Genomic DNA, 20550 nt, shown 5'->3' with positions numbered 1-20550 from the left:
CCACATGACCACGACGGTACGGAAGGACGCGCTTTCCCCTGGAGACTACGAGGCGCTGGCAAACCTGCGCTATGCGTTGAGGAAGTTTACGGAGTTCAGTACGGCGGAGGTGATGAAGCTCGACATAACGCCACAGCAGCATCAGGCATTGCTTGCCATAAAGGGGCTTCCGGCTGAGAAACAGATGACCGTCGGGATGCTTGCCGATCGGCTGCTGATTGCACCGCATTCGGCGACGGAGCTTGTCAACCGACTGGCCGACGCAGGCTATGTCGAGCGCACCACAAGCCACTCGGACGGACGGCGGCAAGTTGTAAAGCTATTGGCAAAGGCCGAGCGCGTGCTGGAGCGGCTAAGCGGTGCGCATCTGCACGAGATCAGGGAAATGGCCCCGGAGTTGATGCAGGCGCTGCATCTCCTGCAGGATCGGCGCAAGCTGGAGCAGATCGCCTGGATGGCATAGAGCAATTCCAGCAAAAGTGCGCAGCGGTTTTGTGTCCGGAATTGCGGAAAGACAAAGAGATAGAGCGTTTTCGCGATTCGGAGAAAAGCGGAAATGCTCTAGAATGCCGATGGAGCCGGCTCAAGATGGAGAGACTGTGGGAAATTCCAAAAAGACACTGAGTGACGAAGACTACGAGGCCCTGGCCAACCTTCGCTTTACGCTGCGAAGGTTCATGGATTTCAGCACGTCGGCGGCGCAAGAAGAGGGTCTTCCGAGCCAGCAGCACCAGGCGCTGCTGGCAATTAAAGGACATCCGGCCACCGAGGCAATGACCATCGGAACTCTGGCGACGCGATTGCTGATTGCACCGCACACGGCAACGGAGCTGGTCGGGAGACTAAGCACCGCTGGGTTGGTGCAGCGGCATGCGGATCTGGAGGACAAACGCCGTCAAACCCTGACGCTGACGGAAAAAGCAGAAGCCGTTTTGCTGCGGTTAAGTGCTGTCCATCTCAAGGAAATCCGTGAAATGGCGCCGGAACTCATCATCATCCTGCAGCGTCTTCAAAGGGAAATCGCGTAATGGCCAGAAAGATCTCCCCATCTCACAATAGCTGGTAAGCCCAACGTGTTGGTTTTGCGACCAAAGCTGTTTCATATCTCTTGGGCGAGCTTCCATTCTGTTGTTCTAGGGGAACGGAAATCAGTCGCGCCAGCCTTCTTTGTCCTTCTTGAGGGCCTCCCCGGACTTTGTCTGCTATGGCGAGCCAGGATTTCCTTTGCGTAAGCGACCTTCCTTCCACGGAGCGTCGCGTCAGTAATCTCATGCAAGAAAATAAGATTGATACATATATCGTAATACGATATATGTAGTCCCGTCGACGAAACTCCACAGGAGTGACCCATGAATGAAGCTACATCGTCCGATCTCAAGCTCAAATCCGATGAACTTGAAACGCGCCTCAAGGCGTTTCGCTTCGGACCACGAGCCAAACATTTTCCCGAATGGTCGGATGCAAACAGCCATGTCGATGATGACCGAATGAATGCGATCCATCACAGGCTTCGCAAGAAACTGGACAGCGCAAATGGTATGAGCTGGGAGTTACTGAAACTCGAGTGGCGATATGACCTTGCACTGCTGGCCTATAGTTTGGGAGTATATGCCAGTTATCAGGACACGCGGTTCATCCAGCCGGTCGCAGATCAATCTCGCTAATGCGAGGATGAGACGCCGCACAAGAAGGACGATCACGCAAAGCGAGCAGCTCGAGATGCGCAGTTAAATGGGGTGGATTGCATTTTCCCCGCGATTAAACCGCACTTCCGGCGCGTTAGCATCTGCCGACTAGCCTCGCATCGAATTGCTCTTGGGCCGCCACTTATCATATTGCCCTAGAAGATTGCGTTGAAACGCCGCCTTGCGATCTGTGCTGCTCCCATCCCCTCGGCCAAGCGTCCGCCGGCGTATCGAAACACTCCTCCCGCCATCCATCAAATCCTGGGCTCAACTTGCGCAGGCCATCCGCACCCATGTCACGGACACCCTGAGCTCTGTTCAGCGCCGAAATTTCTGGGAGCGTTTCGTCGATCGCGCCTTCGTCCGCAAGGAGCCCGATGCAGATGCAGTGTCGGAGCTGATCGCAGATGCCGATCGAATCCGCAGCAATGTTAGCGCCGCCGGCCACGTGACACTCGTAGGCGCCGGGCCGGGCGACACCGAACTGTTGACATTAAAGGCCGTCCGCGCCCTCCAGGTCGCCGATGTGATCTTGTTTGATGATCTTATTTCCGGGGATGTGTTGGAATTTGCCCGTCGCGAGGCCAAACGCATGCTCGTGGGCAAACGCGGTGGCCGCGAAAGCTGCAGACAGGAAGACATCAACTCGACAATGTTGGCCTTCCCCAAGGCTGGCAAGCGCGTCGTTCGCCTCAAGTCGGGCGACCCGATGATCTTTGACCGTGCCGGCGAAGGGATTGCCCACCTCGATAGAGAGAAAATCTCTGTCGACGTTGTCCCCGGCATCACGGCAGCAAGCGCCATGGCTTCATATCTCGGCATATCGTCGCCGTTTCCACATGCGAGTGGGGGCGCCGGATTTCTCCCCCGGCGTCCCGCCTTGCCGGTCGGCGCTATTCCTTTGTGCCACCTTCAAAGTGCAGAACTCCGCCGACAGTGACATATTTCTCGCCGTCAAACTGGTAGAGTTGCAGCGCCTCGATGGGAAAGATGTCGGAGCCTTCCTTCGTGGTCATTTTGATATCGTCCGGAACGAGCGGATTTGCCCATCCGTCCATGTTGCGGACCACTTTCATCAAATCCTCTCGTGTCGGCTGCTTGATCTTTTCGAGCGCCTGGATCAGAGCGTCGCCGATGGCATAGCCCGTTTGGCCGATGGTGTTCGCAACGTTGAAGTTCGCCTTGGAGGCTGTCGCTGCGTCGAGGTACTGGTCAATCCCCTTATCGCCCGTCTTCTTGCCGCCGACGATCGGCTTGAGGAAGTCGGAAGTAATGATTCCTTTGGCATTTTCAAGTCCGACAGATTGGAGAATGGGATAGGCCGAGGAAAGATTGGTTACCATCGTGAGCGGCTTCCACCCGCTCTCCGACTGGAAGCGGATTGCTTCGCTGCCTTGCCTGGGTGCGGCGATAATCACAAGCGTGTCCGCGCCCGAGGCTTTGAGGGTGGATAGTTGGGTCTCCACGGTCGGGTCTTGGGAGGTCACAGGCTGCCGGTCGATGACTTTGATTTTTGAGCCTGCGATCGCGCTGTCAAAAGCCTTCATAAAGATTTCGCCCGTCTCGGTGTTGAGATAGAGAAACGCGACTTTTGCGTCGGGCTTGTTGGCTTTCAGATACTCTGCGAAGGAATCCGCCTCGGTGGCGAACGACGGAACGAAGCCGATTTCCCAGTCGGGAGCGTTCAAGGCGTGGACACCCGAATACATGAACACGTTCGGGACTTTCTTCTGATTTATGTAGCGTCCGATGGCGAGGTTGTTCGGTGTGGCTGCCGTGCCAACCAATGCAAAGACCTGGTCCTGCTCGACCATCTTGCGGACATTGGCCAGAGTCCGCTGAGGGTCGAGGCCGTCGTCTTTAATGACGAGTTCAATCTTGCGGGTCTTGCCGTCTCCCATCTTGACCCCGCCCTGTGCGTTGACCTGTTCGATCCGCGCGCGCACGCCTTCGGCGACAGCTCCAACGACTGCCACGGGTCCAGTGAGCGGACCGGTGATCCCGATCTTGACGGTGTTATCGGTAATTCCGGGCGACGTTTCGCCAGCGTGGGCATAGGATGCGCTGAGCAATCCGGCCAAGGCCAACTGTATCGTGCAAACCTTTACCTTGGAAACAAAACTCATTTCAGTTCCTCCCTTAATTCAACAACAGGCGTGGTTTTGCCTGCGGTCCTGCGCAAAATCATCGAAAGCCATTTCTCGATGAAACCAGTGACGCCGTTGCGCGCGACCATCATGATGATGATCAGCGCAAGGCCGTAGATTAGGTTGCCAAGGCTCAGGCTGATGTCGGAGGCCCATGTCGGCACGAACACCATGAAGAGGCCGCCGAAAAAGGCTCCAACAATGCTTACTGCCCCGCCGACAATGCTTCCGATCACGATGTTGATCGACAAGATCGAAAGAAAGGATTCCGGGCTGATAAACCCACTGATGATCGCAAAGACGCCGCCGCCCAAGCCAGCGAGAGCCGAACTCCCGGCGAACGCCCATAGCCTCACCCTGGTGAGGTTGACTCCAAGAGCCTCTGCGATTTGCGAATTGTCGCGCTGTGCCCTAAGCGCGCGTCCGACATCGCCAGAAAGCATCAATGCGACAAGGCAGGCGGCGAGGCTCGCACAAAGGAGTGAAACCACGTAAAGCCAGAGTTCAGGGCTGATATCGAGCCAGACAGGCGCTTGCGGCGCGTCGATCGGAAGCCCGGAAACACCTCCGGTCATGCCGCTCATCTTCAACACGATCTGCGGAAAGGCCGCGGCAATGCCAAACGTCACGATCGCTAGCTGCAGACCCTGCAGTCGAAGAGCCGGAAGCCCGATGACCACCCCCACCGCCGCCGTTGCGATGACAGAAATCGGCAGTGTCGCCAGCGCAGGAACACCGTAGCTCGAATTCAGGATCGCTGTGACATAGGCCCCGAAACCGAACAACGCGCCCTGCGCAAGGCAAATTTGCCCAGCGAAACCCATTAGAAGGTTCAGGCCCATGATCGCTATTGCATAGGCAATGGCGATGCTGATCTGTTGGAGTGCGTAACTTGGAACGAGGGCGGGAAGCAGAATAGCCACCACACCGAACGAAGCCAGTTTGAAGAGCGCCGTGCGAAGTCTATCACTCATAGTTTTGTCACCTTATAGGAGCCGAACAGACCAACGGGCTTCACCAATAGGATGACCAACGTGAGTACGATGGGCACTGCAATACGCATGTCTGCGCCAATGAAGGACAGGTAGCTGGCACCGAGACTTTCGGCCACGCCGACGATAAGGCCCCCAGCGATCGCTCCGACAGGACTATCCCATCCCCCCAGGGTGGCCGCCGCGAGGCCGTAGAAGAGAATGGGCGACATCATCGTCGGGCTGAGAAACAATCTGGGCGCGATGAGGATGGCTGCGAGGCCTCCAATGACAGAGGCAAAGCCCCAGCCGAGCATGAGCATTCGCTCGACATCGACGCCAACCAAGATGCTGCGGATACGGTCGAAAGCCGCCGCCCGCATTGATAGTCCCAGTCGCGTGAAGCGAAAGAGCAAACCTATGGAGCCGGCCACGATAATGAGGATCGCGAGCGTTCCGGCTGCGGAAATCAATATTCGCACGTCGCCGATGTTAAAGCCGCCATCAGGAAACAAATTGGGGAAGGATCTCTGCTCCGCCCCCCAGAGCCACATGCAGACTGCTTGAAACAGGACGAAGATGCCCAGCGTGACCACAACGACCGCTTCGACGGGGGCGTCCATGAGGGGCCTGATCACCAATCGAAAGGTGACGACGCCAACGATGAAGGAGCCGGCGAGACTGACGACTAGGGCCAACCAAAGTGGGGCGCCCCCCTCCACCAATTGCCATGCACAGTAGGCCGAGAACGTGGCCATCTCGCCTTGGCCGAAATTGACGACGTTGGTTGCTCTGAAGATGAGAACCAAAGCCAGAGCGAGCGCAGCGTATATCGCACCCGTTGTTAGCCCGCTGACGACGAGCTGAAAGAAGAGGCTCATCGGACAGCTCCCAGGTAGGATTTCTTGATGTCTTCGTTGTTGACCATTTCTTCGGCCGAGCCGCTCGCCACGATCTGCCCCGCCTCAAGGACGAAGGCCTTGTCCGCATATTGGAGAGTGATGTCGACATTCTGCTCCACCACCAGCAAGGTCATGCCGTGATCGCGATTAAGGGCTTTGAAAGTCTTCAATATTTCCTGAGTTATTGACGGAGCCAGGCCGAGTGAGGGCTCGTCGCACATCAACAGCCTTGGCCGCGACATAAGACCGCGCGCGACGGCGAGCATCTGTTGTTCGCCACCACTCAGGTTTCCGGCAAGCTGGTCGCGGCGCTCCTTCAAGCGAGGAAATGCTTCGTACCATTGCTCCTTGTCCGCCTTGATCTGCGATCTGCTGGCCACGATTGTGGCTCCCAGCGACAGGTTTTCGTCGACTGTGAATTCCGTGAACGTCCCGCGGCCTTGCGGAATGTGCACAATTCCGAGTTCGAGGCGTTTTTGTGCCGCGACCTTTTCGAGGTGTTTCCCATCGTAGGTAATGGAACCTTTGAAAGGCAGCAAGCCGGAGATGGCGCGCAACATGGTCGTCTTGCCCGCACCGTTGGATCCGAGAAGTGCTACGAACTCGCCTTCGGAAATATCGAAGGAACAGTTGAACAGCGCCTGCGTCCGCCCGTAGAAGGCCGAAAGGCCTTGGATTTGCAGAAATGTCATGCTGCCCTCCCCAGATATGCGGAAATGACAGCTTCGTTCGACTTGATCTCTTCCGGACTGCCTTCGGCCAAATTACGTCCCAGATGGAAAACGACGATTCGGTCGCAAAGCCCCATAACGAGGCCCATATGATGCTCAATCAGGAGGATCGACAGATTGCGGTTGCGCCGCACCCTGTCGACCAGTTCTCCGAATTCGTGGACCTCTCCGTGCGTCAAACCTCCGGCGGGCTCATCGAGCAGCAGTATCTTTGGCTCCGAGGCGAGCGCGCGTGCAATCTCCATCCGTTTCTGCAAAGGGTAGGGCAGCGAGCCCGCCATCATTCCAGCGACGTCGGCCATCCCCATCTCGTCGAGAACCGCCATCGCCTTCTGACGCGCTACACGTTCCTCACGCCATGATCTTAAGGGAATGAAGATCGCCTGGACGAATTTCCCTCCAAGTTGATGGTGCGCACCGAGCATGACGTTCTCGATCACGGTCATCGACGCATAGATACCCAGATTCTGGAACGTGCGCGCTACACCGAGGCCGATCATCTCGCGCACCTTCGCACCTTCGATCGATGCTCCGTAAAGCGTGATGGTGCCAGTGCCATGTGTCACAAGCCGCGTGACGGCATTGAGGAAGGTCGATTTGCCGGCTCCATTGGGGCCGATGAGACCGCAAATCTCACCCGCGCGCACAGAGAGCGATACGCCCGTAAGCGCCTTGATGCCCCCGAATTGAACTGACACATCCCGTGCCTGGAGCACAGGCTGAACCCCGTTGCTACTGCTGTCACTCACTGATGTTCCTCCCATCCGCCAGCGGTCTCCCAGACGACTTGTCCAATTCTATTATTGACAGCCATCTCCGCTTTGGATACCTATCAGTATCCGAAGTCGTTTTGGTATGTCAAGCGTCAATCGCAAAGAGCGAACCCTGACAGAAGCGACGAAGAAGGCGGTCGCCACCGTAATGGAGACGGTGGCGATCGCCGTCACAGACCGCCTGCGCAGGCAGGCAAAGGGAGGAAAATATGGCGGACAAGTATACGGAACTAACCGGGGAAAATCTCTACAGAGATCCGTATCCGGTTTATGAGAGGTTGCGCCGGGAAGAGCCCGTGACCTTCTTCGAGGGCACCAAAGAGTATTTCATCACCCGCTTCGACGATTGCCGAACGGTCGGTGGAAACGATAAGATTTTCGGACCATCGGGATCCGCAGATCGACCGGAAGCCCGAGTGATGGGCATGCCGAATGTCCTGACGATGTCGGGCAACGAACATACGTGCCTTCGAGAAGGTATCGATTCAAACCTCACACAGGAACGCGTGCGCTCGTTCGTCGAGGGTCTCACGCGTCCGGTCGTGCAGCGCTATATCGATAGTATCAAGCAGAAGAGCGAGGCGAACCTTACAGCGGAGCTCTTCGAGCCGATCTCCGTGCGCTGCATCGGCGACGTCATCGGCCTTACGGAAACGCCGAACGAGACCTTGGTCGAGTGGTTTCATGCCATGGCCTTGGGCCTGCAGAACGTCAGCAACGATCCGGCGGTCTGGACACGCCTGGACGAGGCGCTCGCCGACATTGATAAACAGATGGGCGATCTCTACCAGGCTTGCCTTTCCAAGCCCAATAACTCGCTTCTTAGCCATGTGATGTACGGCGGAATGCCGAAGGGAGAGGTCCGCTCCTGGAAGGAGATTTCGCCGACGATGCGGGTGATCATCCTCGGCGGTCTGCAAGAGCCGGGTCATGCAGCTGCGAACGCCTGCGCCGGACTGCTATCGAACCCGGACCAGAGCAAGATCATGGTAGACGCGCCCCGCGAAAACGCGATGCGTGCTTTTGATGAGGGCTTGCGCTGGATCGCTCCCATCGGCGTCACTCCGCGTGTGGCCAGAGAGGAGTTCGAACTCGCCGGGACGGTGATCCCGAAGGGCTCTTCAGTCGCCATTGTTATGGGCTCGGCAAACCGCGACGAAACACGGTTTGAAAATGCCGACCAATTCGACATGTTCCGCAAGAAGAAACAGCACCTTTCGTTCGGGTTCCGTCCCCACTTCTGTTCGGGTCATTTCCTTTCCCGTACGATGGGCGAGATCGCGCTCGAGGAGGTTTTCTCGCAATTGGCGAACCTTCGGCTCGATCCTGCAAAGGAGATCAAAGCTAAGGGCTGGCGGTTTCGAGGGGTGTCCGATCTTCCTGCGAAGTGGGATGCGTGATGGCCCTGATCATCGACTGCCACGGCCACTTCACATCAGAGCCTGCGGAACACCACACGTTCCGCAGGTCTCAGGTGGCGTTCGCGGAGGCTAGGTCAGCGGAACGTCCTATCTACAGCCCAATTCCAGACAGAGAGCTCCATGAGATCATTGAAGCGAACCAATTGGCGATCCAGAAGGAGCGCGGTTCTCATGTGACGTTGCTAAGTCCACGCGCATCGGGAATGGGCCACCATGTCCCTGGGGTCGCAATCGCTGAGGAATGGGCGCGTATCTCGAACGACAACATTCAACGCATTGTCGAGATGTTCCCGGATAACTTCGCCGCCGTTTGCCAGCTTCCGCAAACGGTGGACGGCGATCTTTCGCCGGTCATTGCAGAACTTGAGCGCTGCGTGGAAAACGGCTTCGTAGGGTGCAATCTTAACCCTGATCCATCTGGCGGGCGATGGAGCGCGCCGCCGATATACGACGAATGGTGGGATCCGCTCTGGACAGCCATGATCGCGCTTGAAGTGCCGGCGATGATCCATGTTTCGGGCTCCTGCGAACCTTGCCTACACACAACGGGTGCGCACTACATCAATGCTGACACAGCCGTATTCATGCAGCTCATCCAGGGTGACCTGTTCGAGCGACATCCCAAGCTCAAGCTGATCATTCCGCACGGCGGTGGTGCCGCGCCATATCATTGGGGCCGTTACCGAGGGCTCTCCATCATGCTCGAAAAACCGGGTCTGGACGAGCATCTGATGAACAACCTGTTCTTCGATACTTGCGTGTACCACCAGGCCGGGATCGACACGCTGTTCCGGGTTGTCGACAACAAGAACATCCTGTTCGGCTCAGAGCTGCTCGGAGCGGTAAAAGCGATCGATCCCGAGACCGGGCACCCATTCGACGACACCAAAAGATACATCGATCAGTTGGGCCTCAGCGAGCCTGAAAGACACGCCGTCTTTGAAGGCAATGCAAGGCGCGTCTACCCGTTGCTTCACAAGAGACTGCAAGACCGTAACCTGTGACCAGGTCCATCATCCTCAGAGAGGAATCCACATGACATCGACGACAGAGCTTAGCCTTGCTGGCGGGGCACAAGGTTTCAATTGGCTTCCCGTGTTCGTTGCCGAAGAGCACGGAATTTTCGCCAAACACGGGCTGTCCATCCAGTACAAGAAAATGGGCACCGTGGACAAGGCGACCACCGCCGTCCTCGAAGGAGAAGCCGACCTCGCGATCACGCCACCGGAAGGAGCCGTGTCGAATTTCGTCGGTGGCGGGGAACTCAGCGTGATCGCGTCGAATTCCAACCGGCTTCCGATGTCGTTGGTGGCGCAGCCCTTGATCAAGTCGATCAAAGACTTGAAGGGAAAAAAGGTCGGTACTTCGTCGCTGACGGAAGGCACGGCAATCTACACCCAGCTTCTCCTGGCAAGAGAGGGCCTCAAATATCCGGGCGACTACGAGTTTGAACTTGCAGGCATCCACACGAAGCGTTGGGAGGCGTTGCAAACCGGAGAAATCGACTGCGCCCCGCAGCCCGCCCCCTGGAATTTCCTTGCCGAGCAAGAAGGCTACAACCTCATCGGCGAAATCAACGACGTCATCCCGCAGATCGTTTTCGCCGCGATCATCGCAAGGAAGGGCTGGCTTGCAGAAAATCGTGACGTCGTCGTCCGCTTTCTTCAGGCTTTGGTCGAGGCCTATGCCGTTACCAACGATCCTTCAAAAGAAGATATCACACTTCCAATCTTCCAGCGGATAACGACCAAAGACAACGCCGATCTTGCCCTGCGTGGCCTTCGTTATATGCGCGACATGGGAATGTGGCCCGCCGATCTCTCTATTCCAGGCGAAGCGCTCAAAACCACCGTCGATCTCATGATCCGCGCGAACCTTCTCGACGAGCAGGCAAGGAGCACCGCGGCGGGCGTATTTGACCGGTCCTATCTGGATGTCGCGCTCGGCCAAAAGTCGGCAAGCTGAGTTGCGGCTTGCGGGCGCATCAGAATCTTCCAATTGACATTCTATCTGGAATTTGCATACTAACTGGTATTTGTAGTGGCGGGCCATTGAGAAGCGTTCGGCTCGCCCGGGAGGAAGGCTAGTGAAAGTCGTTACCAAGACGGCACGGACCGACCGTGAAGTGTGCGAAGCTTTGGGAAAATTGGGCGTCGCTACAGTCCATGAGGCACAGGGACGCAGGGGCCTGCTGGCCTCAAACCTGCGCCCGATCATCGACGGCGCACGCATCGGGGGCACCGCTGTCACATGCGAAGTGCCCCCTGGCGACAACTGGATGATCCACGTCGCGATAGAAATGGCGCAGCCCGGCGACATTCTGGTCGTCGCCCCCACGTCGCTTTGCACCGACGGATATTTTGGCGACCTTCTCGCGACCTCGTGCAAGGCGCGCGGAATCCTTGGTTTGGTCATCGACGCCGGCGTCCGCGATGTCGCCGACCTCAGATCGATGAATTTCCCGGTTTGGGCGAAAGCGATATCGGCACAAGGCACCGTCAAGGAGACGCTGGCCAACGTTCAGGTACCCGTCGTTTGCGCTGGCGCGGCGATCGAACCAGGTGATGTCATCGTCGCTGACGACGATGGAGTTTGCGTCGTCAAGCGTGGCGAGGCGTCATCGGTTTTGGAAAAGGCACTAAAACGTCAGGCAATGGAGGACGAAAAGCGCGCGCTCTACGAAACCGGCCAGCTCAGTCTCGACATCAACAGCATGCGCCCTCAGTTGAAAGCGAAAGGCCTCATTTATGAATAGGCAAGCAAAGCTTTGCATTCCGCGACGGGTGGTCACCGGATTGAGAGACGGCAAGTCGGTTTTCGTGAGCGATGGACCAACCCCGAATGCGCACGTCTACAAATCTGTCCCCGGACACATGACGTCTGTGGTCTACGCTACAGCGTCGGAACCTCGCCTGCCGCAGGATCACGCCGAGACGGCGCCACCTCAGATACGAGTGCCGCCGGAACCAGGAGAGACCAAGCTGATGGTGGTCGTCTTCCCGCCAGACTCGGTGTTTGCGACCGTCGATCCGGCTGCAGCCTTAGACGAGCAGGCCGTGCATATACCCGGTCTGATCGAAGCCTTTGAAGCGAATGCGCCCGGCATGCACAGAACCGACACTGTCGACTATGACATTGTCTTGGACGGCGAAGTCTGGCTGGAACTCGACGATGGCGCCGAGACGCTTTTAAGGCAGGGAGATATCGCCATTCAGTGCGGCACCCGCCACGCTTGGCGCAACAAGAGCGACAGGCCCGCCACCCTGTGCTTCGTCCTCATCGGCGCTGAAAGGATGTGATGTCATGACGCAGGACGTCCTTAAGGGCAGCTTCGATTGCATCATTGTCGGCGCAGGACACGGCGGCTGCCAAACGGCTGCCGCACTTCGTCAAGCCGGCTTCGAAGGAAGCATAGCCCTGCTCGGTGCGGAACCGGAGGTGCCATACGACCGCCCTTCCTTGTCGAAGGAATATCTGGCGGGGAAGAAGACGTTCGAGAGGATGCATCTGAGACCGCAGGATTTCTGGAGTTCGCGAAACGTGGAACTCGTGCTGGGCGGGCGCGTCGTCGCGGCTGACCCACTCGCAAAGACGGTCACTTTGGAAAATGGCGCGCGATATTCCTACCGGTACCTGGTTTGGGCCGCGGGTGGGGAGCCGCGAAAGCTTGCATGCCCCGGCAGCACGTTGTCCGGAATATTCTACATCCGCTCAAAGGCCGACTGTGACGCGCTCCTGGCCGTTCTTCCAGATGTCAGCAAGGTGGCAATCATTGGCGGCGGCTATGTGGGCCTCGAAGCAGCGGCGGTATTTCGGGAGCTCGGCAAGGATGTCGTCCTTGTCGAAGCGCTTGACCGCGTGCTGGCCCGTGTGGCCGCAGAGCCGATTTCCCGCTTCTACGAGCGTGAGCATCGCAACCACGGCGTGGAGATACGGCTGAACAGTGGCGTCAAAGCCATCTTGGAGCGCGACGGCCGGGCAAACGGCGTTCTCTTGGAGTCCGGCGAGCCCCTTGCCGCGGACATTGTGGTGGTCGGGATCGGAATCGTCCCCTCTGCCGCGCCGCTTCTAGCCGCGGGCGCCCAAGGTGGAAACGGAGTGGATGTCGACGAATACTGCCGCACGTCGCTTCCGGATGTCTATTGCGTCGGTGACTGCGCGAAACTCGTCAACGGTCCCGGTATCAGGATCGAGTCCGTGCAGAACGCTACCGACCAGGCCACGACGGCCGCAAAAACTATCTGCGGCAACTTCAAAGCCTATGATGCCCTGCCCTGGTTCTGGTCGAACCAGTATGATCTCAAGCTTCAGACGATCGGCCTCAATTTCGGTTACGACGACGCCGTCGTGCGCGGAGAGCCGGCAAGCCGCAGCTTCAGTCTGGTTTATCTGAAGAAAGGAGCTGTGATCGCGCTCGACTGTGTGAATTCTCCTCGTGACTACGTCCAAGGGCGCAAGCTCGTTGAAGCTCACGCGAAGCTGGGCAGCGTTCAACTGGCCAATATATCGAAACAACTCAAGGAATTGACCTTCGAGACGAATTGACGTCCGAGGTCGCCAAACAGAACACGGAAACACAATGGCTACGATTTCACTGCGCACACGCGACGGCGAACTCCACCAGTTCGAGGGCCGCAACGCCATGTCCATCATGGAAAACATCCGTAACGCCGGATTCGACGAGCTCCTTGCCATGTGCGGCGGATGTCTGTCCTGCGCCACCTGTCACATCTACGTCGAAAGCGTTCCTCCGGGTGCTGTCTTGCCCACGCCCTCGGTCGACGAGAGAGAATTGCTCGAAGGGTCCGACTATCGGCAGGACAATTCCCGCCTCTCCTGCCAGATTCCTTTTGACCAGTCGCTGGACGGCATTGTCGTGGGGATCGCTCCGGAGGACTAGTTCGCGGCACGATACTCGCCGTTCATGCCGCATCTTTCCGGTGGGGTCTATCTGGCAACAGTAATTTTCCCTGCCGAGTGCGCCTCAGCTAGAAGCTCGCCTGCTTACATCCCCACCCGTGGCGAGCTTTTGCGCTGGTCGGCGACTTGCCAAGAACGTCCTCTGTCACTCGCTGGGCACCACCTCTGACGGACGTCCGATTGCTCTTTCGACGGTCTGGGCCACGTGCAGCCGAGATCGCCGCATTGCTGAGCGTAGCTTGGCGACATACCGATTATGGCAGAGCATCCGATCATCCAAAAAAAAGGCCCTAGCTGGGCGAATTTCGACGGGCCGACGTCGCCCGCTTTTCCATGGGATCTGTCATCGACCCACATCCGGTGTCTAAGAGCCGGACTCGAAAAGAATTCAATAATCGTAATATCTTGCGAGGCGTCGGGTCAGGATGCGGATGTGGGCGATGACGATCCAGGTTCCAGCCGAAGCGATTGATTTCTCCCAATCCTTGGCCAATCGTCGGCATCGGCCGAGCCACGCGAAGGTGCGCTCCACGACCCAACGGCGCGGCAGGACTTCGAAGCCCTTGGCCTTGTCGGTGCGTTTGACGATCTGGAGAGTAAAGGTAGCGATCTTTTGCAGCGCGCCCCTCAGCTTCGGTCCGGCATAGCCGCCATCGGCGAAGATATGTCTGAGCCAAGGCCAGCGCTTGAGAATGGATTTGAGGACAGCGGCTGCGCCGTCGCGATCCTGAACATCAGCGCTATGAACCATGAGGCCGACCATCAATCCCAGCGTATCGACGACGATGTGACCTTGCGTCCCTTGATTTTCTTGCCCGCATCATAGCCCGCAATCCCGCCGCTTTCGGTCGTTTTGACGCTCTGGCTGTCGATCACGCCAGCAGACGGCGAGTCTTGCCGCCCTTCCAGCTCGCGCGCCTCCATCACAAGGTGATGGTTGATCCGTCCCCATAAACCCGTCGCTCGCCATTCGTAGAAATAGCCCTGAACTGTCGTAAACGGTGGAAAGTCCTTTGGCAGCATTCGCCACTGACAACCCGTCGAAGCAATGTAAAGCAGCGCATTCACGACCTCGCGAAGATCGGTGCTACGCGGCCTGCCCAAACGCCTTGGCCCAGGTAGGAATGGCGAGATCAATCCCCATTCCCGATCCGTCAGGTCACTTGCATAGCGGCTCGTGCGTCGGGCATATTGCCGACGGGTGAAATCAGTCCAACCCATTGTGGTCTCCGTTCGTCCTAAGCAAACAAACAGAATCACAAATGACTGATTTCACTCAACTCTTCTCTAATCGGCGTGGTCAAGATCAAGCACATCGAGCTTTCCGCGTTCCGGCGTTCAACGCCTTTTCGTGGCCCTCTCTTCTCTCCGGGATCGGCTTTAAGGCCGTCCCACCATAGGGTCAGGAGAATAATATGGTTCAATCTTTTTGCCACCCTGATGATCAAGTCATCGAGTATGGTTGAGTACGAACTCATATCACTCATCGTCCACGAAGGACGTCTTTCCACCGCGAGGCGGAACTTTATATTCTCTTTGAAGGCCGAGGCTTATGCTGCAGTCATTGCCTCTCGTGTCCAGCGGAACTCGGTTCCATCACTCCATATCCGATGCAGGATGACTGCGAGCCTACGCGCCAGCGCTACCACAGCTTTACGGGCGCCGCGTCGTTTGGCAACATTCATTGCCCAGGCTTTCAGCCAGGACCATCTCGCGACCCGTGTTAGCAAAGTCTGTGCGGCCTCGTAGAGAAGGGTCCTCAGCATACCGTCGCCACAACGGGAGACATGGCCTATGCGGTTACTCTCGCCCGACTGGTTGAGGATCGGCGTCAATCCGAGAACAGCTCCAACCGCCCGCGAAGATCTGAATCGGGCCGGAATGTCGATTTGTCGCCGCGTATGCCAGCGACACGATTGGGCCAACGCCGGGCACCGTCATCAATCGCTGGCAAACCGGATCGATCCTGGCTTCGTCACGAACCTTGTGGTCTAATCTCTCGAACTCCTCTCGCAACTTGCGTCGTGCGGCAAGTAGCGGCGTCACGATCTCCGCCATATCTGGCATCCCTTCGATCAGTTCGTGAATGCGATCTTCAAATTTGACTGCCCCGACCATCCCGACCTTCAGGCCGAAGTTCCGCAACAGCCCGCGAATGTCATTCTCGATTGCGAGAGCTTTCCCCTGCAGCAGCGTTCGGGCCGTCAAGAGAGCCCGCCGCTTCTGGCTCGTCAGGGTCTTCACGTGTACCGGCTTGAATAGATTGACGCGCATCATCTGTGCGATGCCACGGGCATCGTTACGGTCAGTCTTGTTCGGCTGGGCCTTGAGGAAAGCCTTAGTATGCCGGGTTTCGATGCAGATTGCAGGGAACCCCGCCTTAGCCAGACCCTCATACAGCCACTGGGATAACGGTCCGGCTTCAAGGCCGACCCTTTCAAAATGCCATTGAGGATCGCTCAGAAATGAAACAAGATCGTCCGGGTGGCTGACCACCTTTCTTTCCCGGCAGATTTTCCCCTTTTCGTCGACAATGCACACACTCGTCTCCTTCACCGAAACGTCGAGACCGGCATAGTATTTCATGGCAGCACTTCCTTTCAGATGATTGTGGCTGATGGCGTCAGACGTTTATCATCGAAGTGCTGTTACCTTAACCAGGTTGAAGATAGGCTCTCAGCCGATTACCCTATCTTTTCGGTCAGGCTCTAAGAGGCCGCTTTCGCAGCGGCCGTCGCCTCAGTATTCCCAAGCCCCCGATGATAGTCGTGGGCGGCGATATCGTGACTGACCACATCTCTTCGTCGCGAGTCATCCCAGCGAGAAGCGAGGCCGGCCGATACGGTGGAAATCGAAGCGACCCAATCCAGCCGACGCCGGCGCCGCGATGTCGAGGTCAGAATTCATGGTGTCAGCGCTCAACCGACATTGATCATCGCGACCGCGGCGATTGAAACGCCTTGTCCAAGATCAACGTTGAAGCATGTTGGCCTTGATCTCACCAATGTCCGTAGGACAAGAAGGAAGCGGCATCGTCGAGAAAGCGAGTTCGGCCTTGCTCCCTTCATACAGCACGTAGGTCTTCTATTTGATCATCGCCAGAAGCTCGTTGGCTGATCTTTTGGCATCGCCATAGAACATCCGCGTATTGTCTTTGTAGAAGAGCGGGTTCTCGATGCCGGAATAGCCGGTGCCCTGGCCGCGCTTGGAGACAAAGACCTGCTTGGCCTTCCACACCTGCAGAACCGGCATACCAGCGATCGGCGAGTTCGGGTCTTCTTCCGCCGCCGGATTGACGATGTCGTTCGAGCCGATGACGATCACGACGTCCGTGTTGGCGAAGTCTTGGTTGATCTCGTCCATTTCAAGGACGATGTCATACGGAACCCTGGCTTCGGCGAGCAGGACATTCATATGACCCGGCAGGCGTCCGGCCACCGGATGGATGGCGAAGCGCACGGTCTTGCCGGCCGCCCGCAGCTTGCGGGTCAGTTCCGAGACCGCTTGCTGTGCCTGGGCGACCGCCATGCCGTAACCCGGCACGATCACAACGCTATCGGCTTCGTTGAGCGCGTTTGCCACACCCTCGCCATCGATCGCGATCTGCTCGCCGGTGATCGCCATGGCAGGGCCAGTGGTCGTGCCGAAACCTCCGAGAATGACCGAGATGAAGGAACGGTTCATTGCCTTGCACATGATGTAGGAGAGGATTGCGCCCGAGGAGCCGACCAGCGCGCCGGTGACAATCAGCAGATCGTTGCCGAGCGTGAAGCCGATGGCCGCCGCCGCCCAGCCGGAATAGCTGTTGAGCATCGAGACGACCACCGGCATGTCGGCGCCACCAATGCCCATGATCAGATGGTAGCCGATGAAGAAAGCAAGCAGCGTCATCAGGATCAGCGACGAGATGCCCGCACCATTGAGAAACACGATCAACAGGATCACCGACAGCAGCGCCGAGCCGGCGTTGAGCATGTGCCCGCCGGGCAGCTTCTTCGCCTTGCCGTCGACCTTGCCGGCCAGCTTGCCGAAGGCAATGACCGAGCCGGTAAAGGTGACCGCACCGATGAAGACGCCAAGGAACACTTCAACCTTGAGGAGAGCGATCTCGGCCGCGTCCTTGTGGGCAAGCTTTTCGGCAAAGCCAGCCAGCGTGTTGAGATCACCGCCAGCCGCCTTCAGCGCCAGGACAATGCCGAGTTCCAGTACGGCATTGAAGCCGATGCACACGGCCGCAAGGCCGACGAAGGAATGAAGGGCCGCCACCAGCTGCGGCATTTCCGTCATCTGCACGCGGGCAGCGACATAGTAGCCCATCACCGAGCCACCGGCGATCATCACCAGGATGATGATCCAGTTGCCGACGCCTGGGCCAAAGACCGTGGCAAAGACGGCAAGCGCCATGCCGACAATACCGTACCAGACGGCCCGCTTTGCGCTTTCTTGATCGGACAGACCGCCGAGCGCGAGGACGAAGAGAACTGCAGCGGCGATATAGGCCGCAGAGACGATACCAATTGTCATAGTGTTTTCCCCTACCCGATCAGGACTTCTGGAACATGGCAAGCATGCGTCGTGTTACGAGAAAGCCACCTACGATATTGACCGTCGCGATCAGCACCGACAAAGCCGCCAGGATCACCACCAGCCGGTTGCTGGAGCCGACTTGCAGCAGCGCGCCCAGGATCACGATACCGGAAATGGCATTTGTCACTGCCATCAGCGGCGTGTGCAAAGAATGGCTGACGTTCCAGATGACCGAGAAGCCGATGAAGCAGGAAAGAACAAAGACGATGAAGTGGCTCATGAAGCTTGCCGGCGCATAGGCGCCGGCGACCAGAAGCAGAGCGGTCGACACCACCAGCAGGCCAAACTGATTGCGGGTCTGCACCTTGAACGCGGCAATGTCCTTGGCGCGCTTTTCTTCCGGCGTGAGTTCCTTCACCTTTTCCTTGGGCTTGGCTGGCGCGATCGCCTGTACTTTGGGCGGTGGCGGCGGGAAGGTAATATCGCCCTGGAACGTGACGGTCGCACCACGGATGACATCGTCTTCCATGTTGTGAACGACAGCCCCATCCTTGGCCGGCGTCAGGTCCGTCATCATGTGGCGGATATTGGTCGAATAAAGCGTCGAGGCCTGGGCCGCCATGCGGCTTGGGAAGTCGGTATAGCCGACAATCGTCACGCCGTTTTCCGAAACGATCTTCTGGTCGGCCACCGTCAGATCGCAGTTGCCACCGCGCTCGGCAGCCAGGTCGATCACAACTGAACCCGGCTTCATTGCAGCAACAATATCGGCCAGCCACAGCTTCGGCGCATCGCGACCCGGGATTAACGCCGTTGTGATGACGATGTCGATCTCAGGCGCCAGCTCGCGAAACTTGGCAAGCTGTTTTTCACGGAACTGAGGCGATGAGGGAGCAGCATAGCCACCGGTCGCAGCACCATCCTGGCTCGCGTCGAATTCGAGAAAGACGAACTGTGCGCCCATCGACTCGATCTGCTCGGCCACCTCAGGACGAACATCGAAGGCATAGGTGATCGCACCGAGCGACGTCGCCGTGCCGATGGCAGCAAGACCGGCAACGCCGGCTCCGATCACAAGCACCTTGGCAGGCGGCACCTTGCCGGCAGCCGTCACCTGACCGGTGAAGAAGCGGCCGAAATTGTTGCCGGCCTCGATCATGGCGCGATAGCCGGCAATGTTGGCCATCGACGACAGTGCATCCATCTTCTGAGCACGGCTGATGCGCGGCACCATATCCATGGCGATAATATTGACACCCTTCGACTTGGCCTGTTCGAGCAAGTCCATGTTCTGGGCCGGGTAGAAGAAAGATATCAGCGTCTTACCGGGAGAAAGTCGATCGACTTGCGCGCTCTGCGGCGGGCGGACCTTGGCGATGACATCGGCCGTCGCAAACAAAGCCTCGGCGCCATCAAGCACCGTCACGCCAGCGGCACGATAAGCATCGTCCGTAAAGCCGGCGGCTTTGCCCGCTCCCGCCTCGATCAAGCAATCATAGCCAAGTTTCTGCAGCTGGAGAGCGCTATCTGGCGTCATCGCAACGCGCGCCTCTCCCGTGGCCGTTTCCTTAGGAACGCCGATATACAATTCACTCTCCTCCTATCAGATGCTGTCGACGTGGTCCTGTCAGAAGAGCACGACGCCACGGACGCTTTCGCCGGAGTGCATCAGTTCGAACCCCTTGTTGATGTCCTCCAGCGGCATCGTATGGGTAATCATCGGGTCGATCTGGATCTTGCCTTCCATGTACCAGTCGACGATCTTCGGCACGTCGGTGCGGCCGCGCGCCCCACCAAAGGCGGTGCCCATCCAGGTGCGGCCGGTGACGAGCTGGAACGGGCGGGTCGAAATCTCCTGGCCGGCGCCGGCAACGCCGATGACGACGGACTTGCCCCAGCCGCGATGCGAGGCTTCCAGCGCCTGGCGCATCACCTTGGTGTTGCCCGTGCAGTCGAAGGTATAGTCAGCCCCGCCGATCTGATCGGCACCGCGCTTGGTCATGTTGACGAGATAGGCAACGATGTCGTCGCCGACGTCCTTCGGGTTGACGAAATGCGTCATGCCGAAGCGCTCGCCCCAGGCCTTCTTGTCGTTGTTGAGATCGACGCCGATGATCATGTCGGCGCCGGCAAGCTGCAGCCCCTGAATGACATTGAGGCCGATACCGCCGAGACCGAAGACGATCGCCGTCGCCCCCATCTCGACTTTGGCAGTATTGATGACGGCGCCGATCCCGGTGGTGACGCCGCAGCCGATGTAGCAGATCTTGTCGAACGGCGCGTCCGGGTTGACCTTGGCAACGGCGATCTCCGGCAGAACGGTGTAATTGGCAAAGGTCGAGCAGCCCATATAGTGGTGGATCTTGTCCTTGCCGATCGAAAAGCGCGAGGTGCCGTCGGGCATGACGCCCTGACCCTGGGTCGAACGAATGGCGGTGCACAGGTTGGTCTTGCGCGACAGGCAGGAGGGGCA

Annotated in this window: 19 protein-coding genes and 2 pseudogenes; 11 read left to right on the top strand and 10 right to left on the bottom strand. The window is 58.0% G+C overall.

The annotated features are described in order from the left end of the window. Window positions 1-4 precede the first annotated feature (4 nt). From AB4Z52_RS28620 to AB4Z52_RS28605, 4 genes and pseudogenes are all read left to right on the top strand, one after another. A complete protein-coding gene (locus AB4Z52_RS28620; RefSeq protein WP_442221267.1) occupies window positions 5-463 on the top strand; it encodes a MarR family winged helix-turn-helix transcriptional regulator in 459 nt (152 codons plus the stop codon). 103 nt (window positions 464-566) lie between these two features. After that, window positions 567-1028 (top strand): MarR family winged helix-turn-helix transcriptional regulator, encoded by a 462-nt coding sequence (locus AB4Z52_RS28615; protein WP_442221266.1) that lies wholly within the window; start codon window positions 567-569, stop codon window positions 1026-1028. 321 nt (window positions 1029-1349) lie between these two features. After that, a complete protein-coding gene (locus AB4Z52_RS28610; protein WP_442221265.1) occupies window positions 1350-1664 on the top strand; it encodes a hypothetical protein in 315 nt (104 codons plus the stop codon). A gap of 235 nt (window positions 1665-1899) precedes the next feature. Continuing rightward, window positions 1900-2511 (top strand): annotated as a pseudogene (locus tag AB4Z52_RS28605) (SAM-dependent methyltransferase); the annotation flags it as partial. A gap of 67 nt (window positions 2512-2578) precedes the next feature. Here the strand turns inward: AB4Z52_RS28605 and AB4Z52_RS28600 are convergent. Genes AB4Z52_RS28600 through AB4Z52_RS28580 form a run of 5 tightly spaced genes read right to left on the bottom strand, consistent with a single transcriptional unit; the run spans window position 2579 to window position 7185 of the window. Beyond that, the gene (locus tag AB4Z52_RS28600; RefSeq protein ID WP_442221264.1) at window positions 2579-3811 is read right to left on the bottom strand and encodes an ABC transporter substrate-binding protein; all 1233 of its coding nucleotides are present in this window, start codon (window positions 3809-3811) and stop codon (window positions 2579-2581) included. Beyond that, window positions 3808-4806 (bottom strand): branched-chain amino acid ABC transporter permease, encoded by a 999-nt coding sequence (locus tag AB4Z52_RS28595; protein WP_442221263.1) that lies wholly within the window; start codon window positions 4804-4806, stop codon window positions 3808-3810. Before AB4Z52_RS28595 ends, AB4Z52_RS28600 begins: the two co-directional genes overlap by 4 nt. Next, entirely contained in the window at window positions 4803-5684 is an 882-nt protein-coding gene (locus AB4Z52_RS28590; RefSeq protein ID WP_442221262.1) for a branched-chain amino acid ABC transporter permease, read from the bottom strand. Before AB4Z52_RS28590 ends, AB4Z52_RS28595 begins: the two co-directional genes overlap by 4 nt. Beyond that, on the bottom strand, window positions 5681-6397 hold the full coding sequence (locus AB4Z52_RS28585; protein ID WP_442221261.1) for an ABC transporter ATP-binding protein: 717 nt from the start codon (window positions 6395-6397) through the stop codon (window positions 5681-5683). Before AB4Z52_RS28585 ends, AB4Z52_RS28590 begins: the two co-directional genes overlap by 4 nt. Then, on the bottom strand, window positions 6394-7185 hold the full coding sequence (locus tag AB4Z52_RS28580; RefSeq protein ID WP_442221260.1) for an ABC transporter ATP-binding protein: 792 nt from the start codon (window positions 7183-7185) through the stop codon (window positions 6394-6396). The genes AB4Z52_RS28585 and AB4Z52_RS28580 overlap by 4 nt, the downstream gene beginning before the upstream one ends. A 233-nt stretch (window positions 7186-7418) precedes the next feature. Between AB4Z52_RS28580 and AB4Z52_RS28575 the strand changes: the two genes are divergently transcribed. From AB4Z52_RS28575 to AB4Z52_RS28545, 7 genes are all read left to right on the top strand, one after another. After that, window positions 7419-8609: a cytochrome P450 gene (locus tag AB4Z52_RS28575; RefSeq protein ID WP_442221259.1), complete on the top strand. Its 1191-nt coding sequence runs from the start codon at window positions 7419-7421 to the stop codon at window positions 8607-8609. Continuing rightward, a complete protein-coding gene (locus AB4Z52_RS28570) occupies window positions 8609-9634 on the top strand; it encodes an amidohydrolase family protein (protein ID WP_442221258.1) in 1026 nt (341 codons plus the stop codon). Before AB4Z52_RS28575 ends, AB4Z52_RS28570 begins: the two co-directional genes overlap by 1 nt. A 31-nt stretch (window positions 9635-9665) precedes the next feature. Continuing rightward, window positions 9666-10595, top strand: coding sequence for an ABC transporter substrate-binding protein (locus tag AB4Z52_RS28565; protein WP_442221257.1), 930 nt, complete (start codon window positions 9666-9668; stop codon window positions 10593-10595). 121 nt (window positions 10596-10716) lie between these two features. Further along, entirely contained in the window at window positions 10717-11385 is a 669-nt protein-coding gene (locus AB4Z52_RS28560) for a 4-carboxy-4-hydroxy-2-oxoadipate aldolase/oxaloacetate decarboxylase (RefSeq protein ID WP_442221256.1), read from the top strand. Beyond that, on the top strand, window positions 11378-11929 hold the full coding sequence (locus AB4Z52_RS28555; protein ID WP_442221255.1) for a cupin domain-containing protein: 552 nt from the start codon (window positions 11378-11380) through the stop codon (window positions 11927-11929). Before AB4Z52_RS28560 ends, AB4Z52_RS28555 begins: the two co-directional genes overlap by 8 nt. Window positions 11930-11933: 4 nt before the next feature. Next, entirely contained in the window at window positions 11934-13175 is a 1242-nt protein-coding gene (locus AB4Z52_RS28550; protein ID WP_442221254.1) for an NAD(P)/FAD-dependent oxidoreductase, read from the top strand. A gap of 34 nt (window positions 13176-13209) precedes the next feature. Further along, window positions 13210-13530, top strand: a complete 321-nt coding sequence (locus AB4Z52_RS28545) for a 2Fe-2S iron-sulfur cluster-binding protein (RefSeq protein WP_442221253.1) — start codon at window positions 13210-13212, stop codon at window positions 13528-13530. Between the two features lie 408 nt (window positions 13531-13938). Here AB4Z52_RS28545 and AB4Z52_RS28540 read toward each other — a convergent pair. The 5 genes and pseudogenes from AB4Z52_RS28540 to AB4Z52_RS28520 form a co-directional block, all read right to left on the bottom strand. Continuing rightward, window positions 13939-14771, bottom strand: a protein-coding gene (locus AB4Z52_RS28540) for an IS5 family transposase (RefSeq protein ID WP_442221252.1) whose coding sequence is annotated in 2 segments (ribosomal slippage) — window positions 13939-14342 and window positions 14342-14771 — 834 coding nt in all. Because the reading frame shifts where the segments join, the coding sequence is not laid out codon by codon here. Window positions 14772-15100: 329 nt separating this feature from the next. Further along, a pseudogene (locus AB4Z52_RS28535) lies at window positions 15101-16136 on the bottom strand (IS110 family transposase). A gap of 498 nt (window positions 16137-16634) precedes the next feature. Beyond that, a complete protein-coding gene (locus AB4Z52_RS28530; RefSeq protein ID WP_442221251.1) occupies window positions 16635-18074 on the bottom strand; it encodes an NAD(P)(+) transhydrogenase (Re/Si-specific) subunit beta in 1440 nt (479 codons plus the stop codon). A 19-nt stretch (window positions 18075-18093) separates the two neighbouring features. Continuing rightward, window positions 18094-19665 carry a Re/Si-specific NAD(P)(+) transhydrogenase subunit alpha gene (locus AB4Z52_RS28525; protein WP_442221250.1) on the bottom strand — a complete coding sequence of 524 codons (1572 nt, stop codon included), beginning with the start codon at window positions 19663-19665 and terminating at the stop codon, window positions 18094-18096. 39 nt (window positions 19666-19704) lie between these two features. Beyond that, on the bottom strand, window positions 19705-20550 hold an 846-nt coding region (locus tag AB4Z52_RS28520), incomplete at its 5' end, for a zinc-binding dehydrogenase (protein ID WP_442221249.1).

The organism is Rhizobium sp. 2YAF20 (assembly GCF_052114685.1).
Taxonomy (GTDB): Bacteria; Pseudomonadota; Alphaproteobacteria; order Rhizobiales; family Rhizobiaceae; genus Rhizobium.
This window is presented reverse-complemented; position numbering and strand designations above follow the sequence as displayed.